Raw genomic sequence first — 16,494 nt, forward strand, 5'->3', positions numbered from 1 at the left:
CGAGGGGGAGAATGTCGCGCGATACAACCGGCACAGACGCGGATACGCCCGCAGCCCCCCGACCGGATGGTACACCCATCGTTCGACCGGGGAGCCACTTACCCTTTCCCCTTGGGCGCCTCGCGTTGGCCGCCGCCCGCGCGGTGGCGTCCGTGCCAGGCCAGCCCTGCGGCCGGGCCGGAACCAAGCGCCGCCCGGTGGAGGACGGCAGCCTCGCTCGGATTCTCTCTATGCCCCGAAGCCTAACGCGCGGGGGTGTCATATCGCGTCACGGAACGTCCGTTCGATACCGTTTTTTCATCGCCTCAATCTCTCTCCGCATGTCTGCCCGCAGGGCCGCCGGCTCCAAGACCTCCACGTCTGCCCCGTATTGCAGCAAGAAGCGCTGAAACTCACGGTTCCAGTGGGTGCGCACCCAGACTTCGTAGCGCCCGTCTGGCCACTCAGTTGTCGACAGGAGCCGCTCACCGCTGATTTCTTCCTTCGCGTAACGCGCCGCCTCCGCGGTGAAGAGGAGGTGGATGTCCGACTCGGGGCCGGACTGGTCTATGCCCCAGGCGGAGCGGAGGAATTGGGAGAGGGAGAACTCCCGTTGGCGCGTGAACGGCTGGGGCAAACACTCCGCACTTTCGATGCGCACCACCTTGAAGGTGCGAAAGGCGCGGCGCAGGTGGCAATAGCCCACGATATAGAGCGAGTTTTTCTCGGGGACAAGGGCGTACGGATCTACCAGGCGGACTTCGGAGGCGGGAGAGGTGATCTTGCGGTAGACCATGCGCAGGGTATGGCTGCGCCGAATGGCCTGCAGGATCTCGAGAATCACGCCGTCCTGGACAGACTGTGCCGTCTCGTTCATACCGGCTGCCAGCGGCGGGGCGGTGCCGTCGGCGACCAGCGCCGCCTGTTGGGCAGGCGGGAACGAGTGGTTCAGCAGTTTTTCCATCGCCCGTTGGTAGGCGGAGAGCAGCGGGTGTACGCGGCCGTGGGCCAGCGCGCCGGCGAGCAGCGAGGGCATGATTTCCAGAACCATCTTCTCGGCGTCGTTCAGCGGCGCGGGCATGCGCCGCAGGTCCTGCATAATGAAGTAGCCGCCCCCCGGTTCCGACTCCACCCGGATGCCGACGTCCTCCAGGGTGCGGATGTCGCGGCGGACGGTGCGCACGGAGGTGTGGAAGTAATCGGCCAGCCGCGCGGCGGTGTACTCTTTCGGGTGTTGCCAAATCAGGTGGACGAGGTCAAACAACCGCCCGGCCAGGCGGACGCTTTGTGAATCGGGCATCGCGTTCACCCAATCATCCAAGAATCTGCCAATTCTATACAAGATGATAGGTTTGCCCCAGCCAACCGTCAATAGCCGGGCGGCCAAGCCAGGGAGTCGGGCGCGCCGGCACACGGATTGGGTGGCCGTCGCTCTGCGGCCTCCTTTGACCGCAGTTCACACGCTCTCCTGCCACGGCCAGGCACCGAGGCGCCACGTCTCCGGGGCGGGCGTGACGGATGCCGGGAGGCGATGCGGGCAAAAGTGGCCCATCAGTTCTCCGGGCCGCACGTCCTCCAACCGGTCGATGAGTCCCGCCCAGTATGCCAGTTGGCCGACGACACGCTCGGGCGGCACGCCCGCCTCGCGCAGGGCGGCGAGGTGTAGCGACTTCTCCCGCTTGGACAGGCGCCGACCGGCGGCGTCGGTCACCAGCGGGGCGTGCGCGAACCTGGGCACTGGCCAGCCCAACGCCTCGTACAACCACACCTGCCGTGGCGTCGAATCGAGCAGATCGGCGCCGCGCAGCACATCCGTAATGCGCATGGCCGCGTCGTCCACCACCACGGCCAACTGGTACGCGAAGAAGCTGTCCGCCCGTCGCACAATAAAGTCGCCGCCGGCGCCCGCCTGAAAGCGCTGCTTGCCGAGGATGACGTCGTGGAATTCGACCGCATCATCCGGGACATGAAAGCGCAGCGCCGGCCGCTTCTGCTGTGCTTTGGCGATCCGCTCGGCTGCGCTCAGATGCCGGCACGTGCCCGGGTATGCGGGTCCCTCGGCGGCCAGGCCATGCGGGGCGCTGGCTGCGCGGGCCAAGTCGGTGCGGCTGCAAAAGCACGGGTACAGCCACCCGCCCGCCTCAAGCTGGGCCAACGCTTCTTCATAATGTTGGCTTCGGTCCCGTTGTCGGTACGGGCCGTAGGGCCCGCCCACGTCCGGCCCTTCATCCCAATCCAGTCCCAGCCAGCGCAAGTCGGTGAGCAAATCGGCCACGTATTCCTCGCGGCATCGGGGGCGGTCTATGTCTTCGATGCGCAGGACAAACTCTCCACCTGCCTGGCGCACCTGCAGCCACGCCAGGAGCGCCACGAGCGCGTTGCCGATGTGAAGCCGGCCCGAGGGGGTCGGCGCAAACCGGCCGCGCACCAAAGAACGCGTCTCCCGTCCGTTGGTTCCCTCGTTCATTCCCATCCTCACCTGCTTTTTATGATACCATCGGCGTCCGTGCGCGCTGCGTCCGGATGGCGGGCCACCTTCTTATTGACGAACATAGGGCAATATGAATACGCTTATTCTGTACAAGACGATGCAAACAGAGGTAGATCATGGTTCGCCGGGAGGAGGAGCGTCCAGTGCGCAAGATTCGTTGGGGCATTCTTGGCACCGCCAAGATTGCCGAAGGGGCGTTGATTCCAGCCCTGCACCAGGCGGAGGGGGCGGAGTTGACAGCGGTGGCCAGCCGTCGCCCCGAGACGGCGATGGCCTACGCCGAGCGCAACCGGATTGAGAGAGCGTACGGATCGTACGAAGAGCTGTTGGCCGATGCGGACATCGACGCGGTGTACATCCCGTTGCCCAACCACCTGCACGCGGAGTGGACGGTGCGTGCGGCCGAGGCGGGCAAGCACGTGTTGTGCGAGAAGCCGGCCGCCCTCAACCGGGCGCAGGCGGAGCGCATGGTGCAGGTCTGCCGGGACAACGGCGTGGTCTTCATGGAAGCGTTTATGTACGGCTTCCATCCGCAATGGGCCCGGGTGCGCGAGCTGGTGGAACAGGGGGCGCTGGGCAAGCTGCGCCTCATCAACGCCAGTTTTTCGTTCTGGCTGCGCAATGAGCAGGACATCCGCTGGTACCCAGAGGGAGGCGGAGCGCTGTACGACGTCGGCTGTTACTGCGTCCATGTCATCCGGTCGTTCGCCGGCGACGCGTTGCCCGAGGTGGTGCAGGCGGTCGGGGATCTGGACAAGCGCGGCGTGGACCGGGCGGTAACGGCAGCCCTGGCCTTCCCCGGCGGCGTGTTGGCGCACTTCGACGCCTCGTTTGCGGCGGCGGACAGGCAGCGTGTGGAGCTGGCGGGGGAGGCAGGGAGCCTCGTGGTCACCTGGCCGTTCCGGCCGGACAAAGGCGATCCGTCCATCATCTGGCGCAACCAGGACGGTGAGCGGGTGGAACGGGTGCCGAAAGTGGACATGTACCGGCTTGAGGTGGAACACTTCAGCGCCTGCATCCGTGGCGAGGAGACGCTGCGCCAAACCCCCGAGCAAACGTTGCGCAACATGGCGATTCTCGACGCCATTTACCAGGCTGTGGGCCGCGATACGACCGCCCACGGGCGGTGATTGGCCGGGGACATGGGCTTGAGGAGGGAGGCAGGGCGGCCATCGGCACCCTGGCTTTGTCTGCCCTTATCCTTGAAAGACAAGTAACCGCCCCCTATAGGTTCGCGCCTGAGGGGCGGTTACTTGCACGCTTCATCTAGCGGGCAGGGACACCTTGTGCGTGGTGCCCGAGAGTCGAAGGTAGCCGCCTTCGGCTCTCTTTCCATGTTCAGTTTAACACAGCAGGAGTATACGTCAATGCTGGCCACGGGCGGCCGTTCTGCCGCTGCCCACATCGCGGCCGACATTTTGTATGCTGAAGGCATCCACCCATCCGCGGTCCGCGGAGGGCCATGGATGGCCACCCAAGGAGGGACGTATCTATGCTCCAGTATGCCCACCAGGGCTGCACCATTTCTCTCCTGCGCGGGGACATCACGAAGGAACCGGTGGACGCCATCGTCAACGCCGCCAATCGCACGCTGCTCGGTGGAGGGGGTGTGGACGGCGCCATCCACCGCGCCGCCGGGCCCGAATTGCTGATTGCCTGCCGGCGCGTGCGTGAGCAGGTGCTGCACGGGGCTTTGGCCGCCACCGCACAGCCCGTGTTGACGTACGGGTATCGATTGCCCGCCAAGTATGTCGTCCACACCACCGGGCCTGTGTATGCCGAGGATGACGATCCGGACCGAACCCTGACCCTGACCTACTGGAACGCCCTGCGCCTGGCCATCGCGGTCAGGCAGCCGCCCATCGCCTCCATCGCGTTTCCTTCCATCAGCACCGGGGCGTTCGGATTCCCCATCCGCCGTGCGGCTCCGCTGGCGCTGCGAGCGATGCTTGCCTTTCTGAACGGAGACGACTTGGCGTCCCAGGCGCCTCTCCCCTTGGTCGATCCGGCCGTCCCGGGTGTCCGCCTGTCCACCCCTCCGCCACCGCCCGGATCTATTCGCGAGATTCGGGTCGTGCTGTTCTCAGACGCGGACCTGCAGGTGTACGAGCAGGCGCTGGATGACATCGCGGGCCCGTTGTCGGAGCAGGAGCCGGGCAAGGCAGGCGGCTGACGGGATAGACGGCCACCGGGGCGAAACACCTGGAAAAGTGAGGAGCCAGCCTCGCGGGGGCTGGCTTTTTCACGGGCCATCATGTAAATTCAACTGTATATACAGTTAGTTTGGGCAGGCGCTTGCCCGCTTGATGCGGGCGGATCGACAAACGAAGACGAGGTGATTGCCGATGCTGGCTTCTGTTGAGGCCGGGTTGGTGGAGGAGATAGAGGCCCTGAAGCGCGAGAAGAACGCGCTCATCCTGGCGCACAACTACCAGCGCCCCGAGGTGCAGGACGTCGCCGACGTGCTCGGGGACTCCCTGGCCTTGGCGCGCGCCGCGGCGAACACGGATGCGGACGTCATCGTGTTCTGCGGGGTGCATTTCATGGCCGAGACCGCGGCCGTGCTCAATCCGGACAAGACCGTGCTCTTGCCCGACCTGCAGGCAGGGTGTTCGCTGGCGGACAGCATCACCGCCGATGAGCTGCGGCAATGGAAGGCCCAGTACCCGGACGCGGTGGTCGTCGCCTACGTGAACACCACGGCCGAGGTCAAGGCCCTCTCCGACTACTGCTGCACGTCGTCCAATGCCGTGCAGGTGGTGGAATCCATTCCGCGCGACCGGGAGATTTTGTTTCTGCCCGACATGTTTCTCGGGTCTTACGTGCAGAAGGTGACCGGGCGCGACAACATGCACATCTGGATGGGCGAGTGTCACGTGCACGCCGGCATCCGGCCGACCCAGGTGCGCACCGTCCTGCAGAATCATCCGCGCGCTGAGCTGCTGGTGCACCCGGAGTGCGGGTGCTCCACGTCGAACATGTACCTGGCCGCGGAGGGCACGCTGCCGCGCGATCGGACGCACATTCTCTCCACCGGCGGCATGCTCAAGCACAGTTTGGCGTCGGACGCGGAGGAGTTCATCGTCGCCACAGAGACCGGCATCCTGCACCAGATGCAAAAACAAAGCCCGGGCAAGCGGTTCCTCCCTGCCAACCCGGATGCCGTCTGCCCGTTCATGAAGATGATCACCCTGGAAAAGGTGCGCGATGCCCTGCGCCACACGCGCCACGTCATCTCGGTGCCGGAAGGCGTCGCCCGCCAGGCGCGTGTGGCGATTGAGCGGATGGTTGCGATAGGGTAGGGCGGGAGTGTTTGCACGCCCCAGTCGCTGTGGCTGGGGCGTTTGTGATTCAGTGCACACGGCGTTATCTGACGGGGTATACCACCTTGGCTGTCGTCGCGCATCGACATGGTCCTCGCAACGACTTTAGCAGTACAACCCCATATACCAGTGCGTGTGTTCATGCGCTCGGCGACTGGTTGCGGGGCGGACCTCACTCGCGGGTTTCCTCCGCTTTATTGGACAGGCTGATTAGGAGTTTGTACAGAATAGCGATCAACGTCTCCTGTTCGCTGGGAGTCAGTTCATTAAACATCCACCGCTGCAGTTCCAAGTATTCGTGCAGATGTGTTTGCACAAACTCCTTTCCTTTGTGGGTCAGGTGAATCAGTGCACTGCGCCGGTCGGTGGGGTCCTTGAGCCTGGCCACGAACCCTTCATTCTCCAAACCGTCCACCAGTTTGGTGATATTGGTGCGCGTCACGTGGTTCTCAGCACTGATCTCATACATTCGAAGTTTGTTGCCCGGGGTGCGAAAGAGCAACAGCAGCGTTGTGAATTTCGCATGTGTCAACCCACGTTCTGTCGTGTACCCATTGAATAGCGTCTTAACAAGGTTGTACACACGCGCAATCAAAATCGATATTTCCGTGGATGGTTTGTGCAGCTCTGGTCTTGCGACACCGTAACTTTCCACAATTCCATGAATCTTGGCTTGCAGCTTGTTCGCGCGTTCTGTGTACAGTTGGCCCTGCTCAGATTTACCTGCACGGTCCATTTGGGTCACCCATTCACGCCTCCATCCTTCACTCTTTCATCGGAGCTCGCTCAGGCCTCGACCGGACGGAAGGTACGGCCATCGCTCACCTTCGTCGGGGCAACTGTTCGTGCCGCAATCGGCTGGAAGAACCGCCAGAAAGCCTCAATTGCCCGTGACTCTAACTCGCAACCATTGGCTCACTCGATTCCTATCTCGCTTGCTAACAAAGTATCATTCGCGATTTGGGTGGGGCTCCCTCCTGGCAATGGCCACTCAATCATGAAGTAATGAACATCGCCACAGCTGGAGATATTCGCCATCCGACAGGCCGATCCTTCTCTTCCTCAAGCTACCTGCCGAAGATATGGTGGCAGTATATTGACGCCAAACAGAATTTTTGATACTGTAAACTAGTAAATAATAAACCGGTTTATTAGATTCCGGTGAATAAATGGGGGTGAGTACATTGGTTATCGACGTTCATGGTCATGTCGTGGCTCCGCCAGAGTTATACGCATATCAGGCTTCCCTGTTGGCGAGCCGTGGGGCACACGGAAGGGGTGCACTGCACATTTCTGACGAACGTCTAGTAAATGCCGTGTGGGGAAGCCGAATGGGAGAGCCTGCGACGCACGTCCAGTTGCTGGATGAAGTGGGCACCGACGTTCAGTTCATTTCGCCGCGGCCCTTTCATGCCATGCATTCCGTGCAGCCGGAACGCATCGTCCACTGGTATACGGAGGCGGCGAACGATATCATCGCTCGCTTGTGCAACTTGTTTCCTGGGCGGTTCCGCGGCATCGCCGGCCTGCCACAGTGTGCAGGCGTCAGTCCGAGGAACACCTTGGAGGAACTGGAACGGTGTGTGCGGGAGCTCGGATTCATCGGCTGCATGATCAACCCTGACCCGTACGAGGGGGCCGGCACTCCACCAGGACTTGGCGACGAGTACTGGTATCCGCTGTACGAAAAGCTAGTGGAATTGGATGTGCCTGCACTCATCCACTCGGCCAGTTGTGTCTCGCCCCGCGAGAGCTACAGCCTGCATTTCATCAATGAAGAGACGATTGCGGTTCTGTCGTTACTGAATTCAAACGTGTTTAAGGACTTCCCCACTCTGAAGATCATCATTTCCCACGCGGGGGGCGCCGTTCCGTACCAAATCGGTCGTTTCATGGCGGGTCGCTACCGGAACCCGAAGGCCGAGCCATTCGAAACAAGCATCCGTCGGCTGTACTTTGACACCTGCCTGTATACGAAGGATTCCTTGGAATTGTTGTTCAAGACGGTCGGCGTTGACCGCTGTCTGTTCGGCACGGAGAATCCAGGCACCGCCTCGGTGATCAACCCAAACACCGGCGACTATATGGATAATACTCGTCCGCTCATCGAGCGCATCGAATGGCTGTCCGAGGAAGATAAGCATAAGATTTTTCACGAGAATGCTGAACGGCTGTTCCGTTTGGTTTGAAGAAAGCGCTTGTAAACCGGGAGAGAAACGGGGTCAGAGGCATGGCGAAAATCGTATTCGGGGTGGCTACGTCGCACAGCCCGCAACTGAGCACACCGGTTGAGCAGTGGAACCTGCATGTCGACCGTGATCACGTCAATCAAAAGCTTCACTATCGGGGTGGTGTGTATCGCTACGATGAACTGTACGAACTGCGGCGTGGAGAAAACCTGGGGAGGGAGGTTAGTGAGGAGCGCTGGCAGGAGAAGTACCGCCAGTGGGAGCGGCGGATGGAAGAGGTGCGAACGCAATTGATGGCGGCTGCACCGGACATTCTGGTGGTGATTGGAGACGACCAGCGGGAACTATTCCTGGACGACGGTATGCCGACGTTTTCAGTCTTCTGGGGAGACCACGTTCAGTGTATTCCTGCAAAGCTTCCACATGAGTCGCTCGAGCCTGCTCGTTGGGCGAACTATGGTGAACAGGTTGAGTTCTATCCGACGGATTCGCGGCTCGGTCGGCACATTGTGGAGCAAATGATGGTGGACGGGTTTGACGTCACGCAGCTCACTAAACAAGCGGAGGGCAGGGGCATTGGTCACTCGTTCATCTTCACCAAGCATCGCCTGATGAAGGACGATCTGAACGTACCGATGGTGCCGATTACCATCAATACGTATTTTCCTCCCAATCAGCCTACCTGCGCTCGATGCTATCGGTTCGGCCAGGCGCTGCGCCGCGCTTTGGAATCGTATCCACCTGACGCCCGCGTGGCGATAGTTGCGTCCGGAGGGTTGAGCCACTTCGTGGTCGATGAGGACCTTGATCGCAAGGCTCTCGAAGCGATGCTGCACAAAGATGTCGCAGCCTTGACTTCGTTGCCTGAATCGCACATGACCTCCGGCACCTCGGAAATCAAGAACTGGATCACTGCGGCAGGCGCGCTTGAGCATTTACAGATGGATGTCGTCGACTACATCCCAGCCTATCGAACCCCGGCAGGGACCGGGTGTGGAATGGGATTTGCGGTATGGAAGTAGCTGATCTGCACCGGACGGCCCTGTGGCTGGCTGCACATCGGGATCGCACATGTGTCCACACGGGATGCGGCTGCTCGGGAGAGGGTCGGGCCCATGGGTGCGGTGAAGCCCTGCGTGTGGTTTGCTAAAGCTCACTCTAGAGATAACAGAGCCACCAGTCGCACGACGGAGGTGATTTTGTGGAAGATTGGCTGAACCGGTTGGCCGTTCTCGACTCGTGTGCAGTGTCCGACGCGCTCGACGCATTGCACTTGGGCGGGTATGCACCGGGAATTCACCGCGTCACCGTCCGCCAACGGGTGTGTGGGAAAGTGTCGACGGTCACCTTGGGGCCAGCTGGCGGTCGAGTCGCTACAGCACATCTTGGCACACGAGCCATCGATGCGGCCACGGATCAGAGTGTCATCGTGGTCGCGCATCAAGGGCGTTTGGATGCGGCTGGTTGGGGCGGTAACCTCAGCATTGCTGCCATGCAACGAGGTGTTCGCGGCGTCATTGTGGACGGTGCGTGCCGTGATGTGGACGAAATTGAGGACATGGGTTTTCCAGTCTATGCGAAAGGGGTTGTACCGTGTACCGCCAGGGGCCGAGTCATCGAATACGGATGGAACGATCCAGTGGTCGTTGCGGGTGTAAAGGTGGCACCAGGGGATTATGTTGTCGCCGACAGTTCGGGTGTCGTATTCATCCCAAGATCCCACGTGGAGGAGGTCATCCAAGCAGCGGAACAGATTGTACGACAGGAGTCTGCCATGGCCGAGCGTCTGCGTGCTGGCGAGCCATCCGTCGATGTGATGGGCCGGAACTACGAGACCATGTTGGAGGAGTCCGGCGAGTGAAATTGGGTGAGTGGCAAACGTACCGGTCTGGTTGTGCGGTCGGTCCTTGCGCTGCTGCGTTGATGTTCGAAAGGGCGAGGAGAGAGGTTGGCTGATGTTTGTGGATGAAACTGTATCAAGGTTTTCCAGGTTTTCGACCCCTACCATCTCGGACGCTCTGGATAAGCTTGGTCTGGAGGGGACGTGTCTGGGCATTCGTCCTCTTCGCCCGGATTTTCGGATGTTGGGGCGTGCGTTCACGATTCAATACGGGCCCATAGGCTCCGAGCAGGGTACCGTAGGCGATTACATCGATGATGTGGCAGCGGGAAGCGTTGTGGTGTTGGACAATCGCGGGCGCATGGATTGCACAGTGTGGGGTGATATCCTGACCATCGTGGCAAGCCAGCGGAAACTCAGTGGCACGGTCATTGACGGGGTCTGCCGGGATTCGGCACGCAGCTTTGAACTGAACTATCCGGTGTTCAGTCGCGGCACATACATGCGGACAGGGAAGGACCGCGTCCAAGTCGATGCGATGAATGTGCCCGTCAGTGTGGGTGGCGTGCGCGTCCGTCCGGGGGACATCCTGCTCGGAGACGCCGATGGCGTCGTCGTGATCCCGGCAGAGCAGGAGGAGGCCATCTTTCACATCGCCACGTCCATCGACGAGGCGGAAGAGCACATCCGCCGGGCCGTTCGGTCTGGCCGGCGATTGGACGACAGCCGCAGAGAGTTTAACTATCACAAGCTGCAGAGCCGATGAGGGGTGGTCGCCCAGATGCCAGTGGAAACATGGGTTCCAAAGGCCCAAGGGTATTCTTCTGCCACTTTGCATGAGGCGGCGGGACAGCGTGGTGCCCTGCCGTCCGCCATCAAACCATTGGAGCCCGACTGGAAGGTATGCGGGCGCGCCGTACCCGTGTCGTCACCGCCAGGTGACAACCTTTGGCTGCACAGGGCCATCTACGCGGCGCAGCCAGGGGACATCCTGGTTGTCCACACGGGCGGAGCATACGAGTACGGATACTGGGGAGACGTGATGACCACCGCCGCACTGGCAAGGGGTCTCGGCGGTCTAGTAATCGACGGTTGTGTACGGGATGGGAAAGTTCTGCGTGAGCTCGGTTTCCCCATCTTTGCCCGCGGGCTTTGCATTCGCGGGACTCGTAAGGACCCTTCAGGGGCAGGTTCCATCCGTCTGCCAATTCGCATTGACGATGCGGTCGTCCAGGATGGTGATTTGGTGGTTGGCGATGCGGATGGGGTCGTCGTCGTCCCACAAGCGGATGTGGAGGCCACCTTGGTGCGGGCGCAGCAGAGGGAACGACATGAAGAGGAGGTCCGAGTCTTGTTGAGGCGTGGCGCAAGTACCTTGGATATCTATCATTTCCCGGCGGCTCCTCCCGAGTGACGCAGAAGACGGGGATGGGGATGAGAGTACAGCGCGTTGTAAGTAAGCGCTATCATCAGGGCATTCGAGCCTGTGGGACCGATGCTCAGATGCGAGTTCGCTGCACCAAAGTGCAATTCAGAGCTTGCCTTAAACACTATGGACATGCGAGAACCGTCGCAAAAATGGACGTCTTGAACCAAATTTTCCAAAAAAATTTGGAAAGAAAGTGAGTGATCCGTGTGTCTGTCGTTGTCGGAGGAGATTCGAAGCCGTTTGCGGGGGTACAGAAAAACGTCACCGGCTATGTTGTGCTGCTGACGGTCCTGGGTACCCTTTCCGTGTTGACCGCCGGCTTCGATCAAGTATCTCGCAACGTGTCGTTTAACGTGGTTCAAACTCAGCTGCATATCAGTTTGAACAACATGGGGCTTATCACCAGCGGGAACACCCTGATGACCTGTCTGGCCCAATTTTTGATTGGCCCCATCATCGACCGGCTCGGCAGAAAACGAGGGCTGCAGATTTTGCTCTTGGTCAGTGGTCTGTTCAGCGGGTTGACTGCCTTCGTCACAGGCACCGTGCAATTCGGGATTTTTAACTTCCTCGGCGGGGCCGCGGTGGCCGTACCGACTGCGGCTGAGTGCCTGCTTGGCGAGGAGGCGCCGGCCAAGGTGCGCGGCTTGCTGATGGGCATCATTGTTTCTGGATTCTCGATGGCGGCGGTACTGGTCAGCTTTGTCAGCGCGCCAATTCTGGACATGGGAAACTGGCGCCTACTGTTTCTGCTTGGATTCGCCCCTATCGTGGTGGCCATCTTGATTCAGTTTCTGGTTCGGGAGACGTTTCGTTTCTCGGAGCTGCAGCAAAAACGCAAGGCTGCCTTGGAAACTCGCACCTCCGATGACCTAGACCTGGAACGCCCGTCCTGGCGGCATCTGTTTACACCTGAACTGCGCAGGCAAACGGTGGTTGTATCCTTGGCTGGATTTTTTCTGAATTTTGCAAACTCATTCATCCTTGTTTTGGGTGTCGAATACTTTGTCGTGTTCGATCACCTGAATACTCCAGACGCGGTGCACAGCATTGCGTTTGAGGGAATTGGCGCGTTGATAGGTCAGGTTATCTGTGGATGGATTGCGGATCGTATTCCAAGCCGGCACGTGATGGTATTTTTCCAGTTTTGCGGGGGTGTAGCCCTCTTCTTGTTCCATTGGCACGGCAGTGCCGCGTTTATCTGGACACTGTCTGGATTGGTTGGATTGTTCGCTGGGGGAGCCGTGGGCAGTTATGGGCGGTACGTCGCGGAATCCTTTCCGACCCGGGTGCGCGGTACCGGATCGACCTTTGCGTGGGGGGTGTATTCGCTTTCGGCGGTGCCCGCCCCGACCGTGTTCACGGCGGTCATGTCGAGCGGGCACCCAGCCCTGGTGCCGGTGTTGTGTGCGATCCTAATCGTCATTGGTGCCATTGTCTTCCTTTTCGGCCGGTTGATTTTACCCAACAAGGAACTTGAGGAAATCACCAACTGATTTCCTTTGCCTGTCGAGCGGTGGAGGTTGCTCCGTTGTCCACACCTCAACTGTGGCTCACAACGGATGCCTTCACCGTCTTCCTGCCGAAACCGGGTCCGGCCCGCTTGGCTTACACCGTTTCCGATCCGGTGTGGGTTGTGCCCCGTTCTCGATGAGATATAGTAAACCGGTTAAGTATTTCGGGCCCTACTGCCTGTACACGCGGGCATGTTGTACAATGGAGGGAGATTTGGCATGAATCGCAATCGGATTCGCAGAGAGCATCTGGAGCAGCTTCGTGAAAAGATGTCACGCGGCCTGTTTCCGCAGTGGGTGATAACGGATCCCGATGTGTATGAACTGGAATTGGAGCAGATCTTCTCAAAAACCTGGCAGTTTCTTGGACATGAGTCAGAGCTTCGTGAACCTGGCGACTACGTGACACGGTGGATGGTGAACGATCCGGTTTTGTTAGTGCGGACACAAACCGGTGACATTTCTGCCTATGTCAATTCATGCACACACCGCGGCGCCCAACTATGCACGGCAGACTGCGGGAACCGGCAGACATTCACCTGTCCCTATCACGGCTGGACGTTTCAGCTCGACGGGACACTCATTGGGGTCACTTTGGGAAACAAGGTATACGGAGAAGAGTTAAAGCGCGAGGAGTGGGGACTTCGCAAAATTCCTCGGGTGGAGTCGTATCTGGGCATGATCTTTGGCAATCTCGACCCGAACGCGGAACCCCTCTCGGAGTATCTGGGCGATATGAAGTGGTATCTGCAGATGCTCGTGGGCCGAACTCCGAATGGCGTGGAGGTGGTCGGCGCCCCGCAGCGATGGGTGGTTGATGCCAACTGGAAGGTCACCTACGAGAACTTCGCCGGCGACCCGTATCATGTGGTGACGACTCATTCGTCCACGGTGGAGGTCGACATTAGTCCGCGTGCAGCGGACCTTCCGCCGAGAACCGGCTACCACGTCGTACTTGATCACGGACATGCAATGAATCTGGGTGTTTACCGCGACGTTCCTGAACGCCCGTACCAGGGGATGCCAGAGTCGCTATGGCCGCTGTTCCAGCAGCAGTTGAACCCCGTTCAACTGGATTTGCTGGCGCGCTCCTCCATTTTCACAGGGGGCATTTATCCGACACTGTCCTTCAACAGCGCGCCGCACGGGTTCCACGGCGACTTCCACAACTTCCTCAACTTTCGGGTATGGCGGCCGCTTGGTCCAGAAAAGGTGGAAATCTGGAGTTGGTTCATGGTCGATCGCGAAGCACCCGATGCATACAAGCGGGCATCCTATCAGGCCTACATTAGTTCCTTTGGTCCCTCCGGTACGTTGGAACAGGACGACACGGAGAACTGGGCCCGTGTGATACAGGCAAGCCGGGGATGGATGGCTAGGAACAAGGACCTGAGTTACAACAATGTGTACAATTACCTGATGGGGTTTGCGAGGTTGGAGCCGAACGAAGATTTCCCTGGTCCCGGTACAGCCTACATTGGGTTCAATGACAATACGTCGCGCAGTATACAGCAAGTCTGGCTGGATTACATCTCTGCAGGCATCAAGGAGGGAGAGCAGTGAACTGGGAAGTCTACCATGGAATTGCCGAACTCCTTTATCTAGAGGCGCATTTGCTCGACCATCGCAGGTATCGGGAGTGGCTCGACCTACTGACGGATGACATCAGGTATCGGATGCCTGTGCGCATCACCACGGAGCGCAAGGACGGAGATGGTCTGGAGGCAGGGATGACCTACTTTGACGAGACCAAATCCTCTCTCGCCGCCCGTGTCGAGCGGCTGTACACGAAGACGGCTTGGGTGGAGGACCCGCCGCCGAGACAGCGCCATTTCATCAGCAACTTGCGCGTCCAGCCTGCCGAACAGTCCGAGGAATACAACGTGCTCAGCTACTTTCATTTCTGCCGGAGCCGGGCCTCCGAACACGCGATGGAGCAGTTGACCGGTGAACGGCGCGATGTGGTGCGGCTCGTGGGGGACGAATGGCGCATCGCCGAGAGAACAATCATCTGCGACGAAACTGTGCTGGATGTCAAGAACCTGAGCATGTTCCTGTGAATTTGAGGGGGGACTGTATCATGGGTAAGGTCAAGGCCATGCCCAGGACTGGCGGCGCAGATTGAAGGACCGGCAGCGTCCCACAAGACGAGGATTGGCGGTTGATGGCCCACGTTTGCCGCTTGCGGCGCCGCGATGAAGGAGTGAGACTCAATGCGGTACAGTTACCTTTCCCATCTGGAGTGTCCCAAGTGCCGTGCGACGTATCAGGCGGATGTGCCTCAACAGGTGTGCGCGTGCGGATCGCCGCTATTGGCGAGATACGACCTCGAGGCCATGCGCCGCGAATGGTCAAAGGATGACTTGGCGGGCCGCCCGAATACGCTGTGGCGTTACCATGAGCTGCTGCCGGTGCAGGAGGAACAGAACGTGGTGTCGCTCGGAGAAGGGATGACCCCGCTTGTGCCGCTCGCGCGCATCGGGGAGTCGATAGGCGTCCCGCGGCTGTACATGAAGGATGAGGGGCTGGTCCCGACCGGATCGTTCAAGGCGCGGGGGGCGGCCGTCGGCGTCTCGCGGGCCAAAGAACTGGGCATCCAAGTGGTGGCAATGCCCACCAACGGCAATGCGGGCGCGGCGTGGGCCACCTATGCGGCCCGGGCAGGCATCCGAGCCGTCATTGTTATGCCGGAGGATGCGCCGGCGATTACCCGCAACGAGTGCGCCATCGCCGGGGCTGATTTGTATCTTGTCGACGGGTTGATCAGCGACGCCGGGGCCATCGTTCGGCGGGCGGTTGCCGAGCACGGTTGGTTTGACGCTTCCACGCTGAAAGAGCCGTATCGTCTGGAGGGGAAAAAGACGATGGGGCTTGAGATTTTGGAGCAATTCGGCTGGAAGGTGCCGGACGTCATCCTCTATCCGACTGGCGGCGGGGTCGGCATCATCGGCATCTACAAGGCGCTGCGGGAGTTGCAGGCCCTTGGCTGGATTGGCGAGAAGGTGCCGCGCTTGGTCTGTGTGCAAGCCAGCGGATGCGCGCCGTTGGTGCGGGCGTGGGAGCAGGGCAAAACAGAGAGTGAATTTTGGGAGAATGCATCCACTGTGGCCTTTGGCATCACAGTGCCAAAGGCTTTGGGCGATTTTCTCGTCCTGGAAGCTGTGTATCAGACGGAAGGGTGCGCCATCGCGATTGACGACGAGGAGACGTTGCGGGCACAGGCGGACCTGGCGCGACAGGAAGGCGCGTTTATCTGTCCCGAGGGAGCCGCCACGCTCGCGGCTGCGCGCAAACTGCGCGAATCGGGCTGGATCCGCGACGGGGAGTCGGTCGTTTTGTTGAACACGGGTGCGGGCATCAAATACCCGAACACGGTATCGGTGGACGTGCCCACGCTGCGGCCGGAGGATGATTTGTCTTGATGAAAAGGATGCCAACCTGAATCTGAAGTGGCTTGACGACGCGGATTCATCCGGTGGACCAGCGGCCCGCATGGCGTGGGCCGCTTTTTGTTGAGGTGTTGCGGCGCTTTGTGCCCTGTCTCTGTGGTCATCTCTTCGCCCATGTCCCGAACACAAAATTCATACTTGACATCTTGGAAAACTAATGATTAGAATTCGGGTAATCCAGCCAGATTGAGTGTTTCGAATGGTAGGACCGGCCGATGGGTCGCTCGTCCAGGGACTGACGTTGGTCCACCTGTGCCACGAACAGGAATTTTAAGCCAAA

General features: G+C 60.0%; 15 protein-coding genes. 12 read left to right on the forward strand and 3 right to left on the reverse strand.

Annotated elements, in window-relative coordinates; all coding sequences use genetic code 11:
* Positions 1–268: 268 nt before the first annotated feature.
* Both ASH01S_RS15800 and gluQRS read right to left on the reverse strand, forming a co-directional pair.
* On the reverse strand, positions 269–1,279 hold the full coding sequence (locus ASH01S_RS15800; RefSeq protein ID WP_157067183.1) for a helix-turn-helix transcriptional regulator: 1,011 nt from the start codon (positions 1,277–1,279) through the stop codon (positions 269–271).
* Between the two features lie 156 nt (positions 1,280–1,435).
* Positions 1,436–2,446, reverse strand: coding sequence for a tRNA glutamyl-Q(34) synthetase GluQRS (gluQRS, locus tag ASH01S_RS15805; RefSeq protein WP_067929410.1), 1,011 nt, complete (start codon positions 2,444–2,446; stop codon positions 1,436–1,438).
* Between the two features lie 167 nt (positions 2,447–2,613).
* Here gluQRS and ASH01S_RS15810 point away from each other — a divergent pair, with 167 nt between their 5' ends.
* The 3 genes from ASH01S_RS15810 to nadA all read left to right on the forward strand — a co-directional run bounded on the left by ASH01S_RS15810 (position 2,614) and on the right by nadA (position 5,772).
* Positions 2,614–3,600: a Gfo/Idh/MocA family protein gene (locus ASH01S_RS15810; protein WP_067929411.1), complete on the forward strand. Its 987-nt coding sequence runs from the start codon at positions 2,614–2,616 to the stop codon at positions 3,598–3,600.
* A gap of 362 nt (positions 3,601–3,962) precedes the next feature.
* A complete protein-coding gene (locus ASH01S_RS15815) occupies positions 3,963–4,643 on the forward strand; it encodes a macro domain-containing protein (RefSeq protein WP_067929412.1) in 681 nt (226 codons plus the stop codon).
* A 172-nt stretch (positions 4,644–4,815) separates the two neighbouring features.
* Positions 4,816–5,772 carry a quinolinate synthase NadA gene (gene nadA, locus ASH01S_RS15820; protein ID WP_067929413.1) on the forward strand — a complete coding sequence of 319 codons (957 nt, stop codon included), beginning with the start codon at positions 4,816–4,818 and terminating at the stop codon, positions 5,770–5,772.
* A 193-nt stretch (positions 5,773–5,965) separates the two neighbouring features.
* On the opposite strand, the gene ASH01S_RS15825 is transcribed toward nadA, so the two are convergent.
* Positions 5,966–6,529, reverse strand: coding sequence for a MarR family winged helix-turn-helix transcriptional regulator (locus tag ASH01S_RS15825; RefSeq protein WP_245629119.1), 564 nt, complete (start codon positions 6,527–6,529; stop codon positions 5,966–5,968).
* A 433-nt stretch (positions 6,530–6,962) separates the two neighbouring features.
* On the opposite strand from ASH01S_RS15825, the gene ASH01S_RS15830 reads away from it, so the two are divergent.
* From ASH01S_RS15830 to ASH01S_RS15870, 9 genes are all read left to right on the forward strand, one after another.
* Positions 6,963–7,982: an amidohydrolase family protein gene (locus tag ASH01S_RS15830; RefSeq protein WP_157067184.1), complete on the forward strand. Its 1,020-nt coding sequence runs from the start codon at positions 6,963–6,965 to the stop codon at positions 7,980–7,982.
* A gap of 41 nt (positions 7,983–8,023) precedes the next feature.
* Positions 8,024–9,004 (forward strand): DODA-type extradiol aromatic ring-opening family dioxygenase, encoded by a 981-nt coding sequence (locus tag ASH01S_RS15835; protein WP_067929416.1) that lies wholly within the window; start codon positions 8,024–8,026, stop codon positions 9,002–9,004.
* Between the two features lie 179 nt (positions 9,005–9,183).
* Positions 9,184–9,843 (forward strand): RraA family protein, encoded by a 660-nt coding sequence (locus tag ASH01S_RS15840; RefSeq protein ID WP_067929417.1) that lies wholly within the window; start codon positions 9,184–9,186, stop codon positions 9,841–9,843.
* Between the two features lie 94 nt (positions 9,844–9,937).
* On the forward strand, positions 9,938–10,588 hold the full coding sequence (locus ASH01S_RS15845) for an RraA family protein (RefSeq protein ID WP_067929418.1): 651 nt from the start codon (positions 9,938–9,940) through the stop codon (positions 10,586–10,588).
* Between the two features lie 15 nt (positions 10,589–10,603).
* A complete protein-coding gene (locus ASH01S_RS15850) occupies positions 10,604–11,236 on the forward strand; it encodes a 4-carboxy-4-hydroxy-2-oxoadipate aldolase/oxaloacetate decarboxylase (protein ID WP_067929419.1) in 633 nt (210 codons plus the stop codon).
* A gap of 221 nt (positions 11,237–11,457) precedes the next feature.
* The gene (locus ASH01S_RS15855; RefSeq protein WP_169794262.1) at positions 11,458–12,747 is read left to right on the forward strand and encodes an MFS transporter; all 1,290 of its coding nucleotides are present in this window, start codon (positions 11,458–11,460) and stop codon (positions 12,745–12,747) included.
* Positions 12,748–12,984: 237 nt separating this feature from the next.
* Positions 12,985–14,328, forward strand: coding sequence for an aromatic ring-hydroxylating oxygenase subunit alpha (locus ASH01S_RS15860; RefSeq protein WP_067929421.1), 1,344 nt, complete (start codon positions 12,985–12,987; stop codon positions 14,326–14,328).
* A complete protein-coding gene (locus ASH01S_RS15865) occupies positions 14,325–14,825 on the forward strand; it encodes a 3-phenylpropionate/cinnamic acid dioxygenase subunit beta (RefSeq protein WP_067929422.1) in 501 nt (166 codons plus the stop codon). Before ASH01S_RS15860 ends, ASH01S_RS15865 begins: the two co-directional genes overlap by 4 nt.
* 153 nt (positions 14,826–14,978) lie before the next feature.
* On the forward strand, positions 14,979–16,187 hold the full coding sequence (locus tag ASH01S_RS15870) for a threonine synthase (protein ID WP_067929423.1): 1,209 nt from the start codon (positions 14,979–14,981) through the stop codon (positions 16,185–16,187).
* Positions 16,188–16,494 lie beyond the last annotated feature (307 nt).

Origin of the sequence: Alicyclobacillus shizuokensis NBRC 103103 (assembly GCF_001552255.1) — a bacterium.
In the GTDB taxonomy this organism is placed as follows: domain Bacteria; phylum Bacillota; class Bacilli; order Alicyclobacillales; family Alicyclobacillaceae; genus Alicyclobacillus_G; species Alicyclobacillus_G shizuokensis.

What these genes read in the sequence shown, in the direction of transcription:
- ASH01S_RS15815 (WP_067929412.1), top strand. Translation starts at nt 3,963, where the DNA reads ATGCTCCAGTATGCCCACCAGGGCTGCACCATTTCTCTCCTGCGCGGG.
- ASH01S_RS15825 (WP_245629119.1), bottom strand. Translation starts at nt 6,529, where the DNA reads ATGGACCGTGCAGGTAAATCTGAGCAGGGCCAACTGTACACAGAACGC.
- gluQRS (WP_067929410.1), bottom strand. Translation starts at nt 2,446, where the DNA reads ATGAACGAGGGAACCAACGGACGGGAGACGCGTTCTTTGGTGCGCGGC.
- ASH01S_RS15835 (WP_067929416.1), top strand. Translation starts at nt 8,024, where the DNA reads ATGGCGAAAATCGTATTCGGGGTGGCTACGTCGCACAGCCCGCAACTG.
- ASH01S_RS15845 (WP_067929418.1), top strand. Translation starts at nt 9,938, where the DNA reads ATGTTTGTGGATGAAACTGTATCAAGGTTTTCCAGGTTTTCGACCCCT.
- ASH01S_RS15800 (WP_157067183.1), bottom strand. Translation starts at nt 1,279, where the DNA reads ATGCCCGATTCACAAAGCGTCCGCCTGGCCGGGCGGTTGTTTGACCTC.
- nadA (WP_067929413.1), top strand. Translation starts at nt 4,816, where the DNA reads ATGCTGGCTTCTGTTGAGGCCGGGTTGGTGGAGGAGATAGAGGCCCTG.
- ASH01S_RS15860 (WP_067929421.1), top strand. Translation starts at nt 12,985, where the DNA reads ATGAATCGCAATCGGATTCGCAGAGAGCATCTGGAGCAGCTTCGTGAA.
- ASH01S_RS15850 (WP_067929419.1), top strand. Translation starts at nt 10,604, where the DNA reads ATGCCAGTGGAAACATGGGTTCCAAAGGCCCAAGGGTATTCTTCTGCC.
- ASH01S_RS15870 (WP_067929423.1), top strand. Translation starts at nt 14,979, where the DNA reads ATGCGGTACAGTTACCTTTCCCATCTGGAGTGTCCCAAGTGCCGTGCG.
- ASH01S_RS15830 (WP_157067184.1), top strand. Translation starts at nt 6,963, where the DNA reads ATGGGGGTGAGTACATTGGTTATCGACGTTCATGGTCATGTCGTGGCT.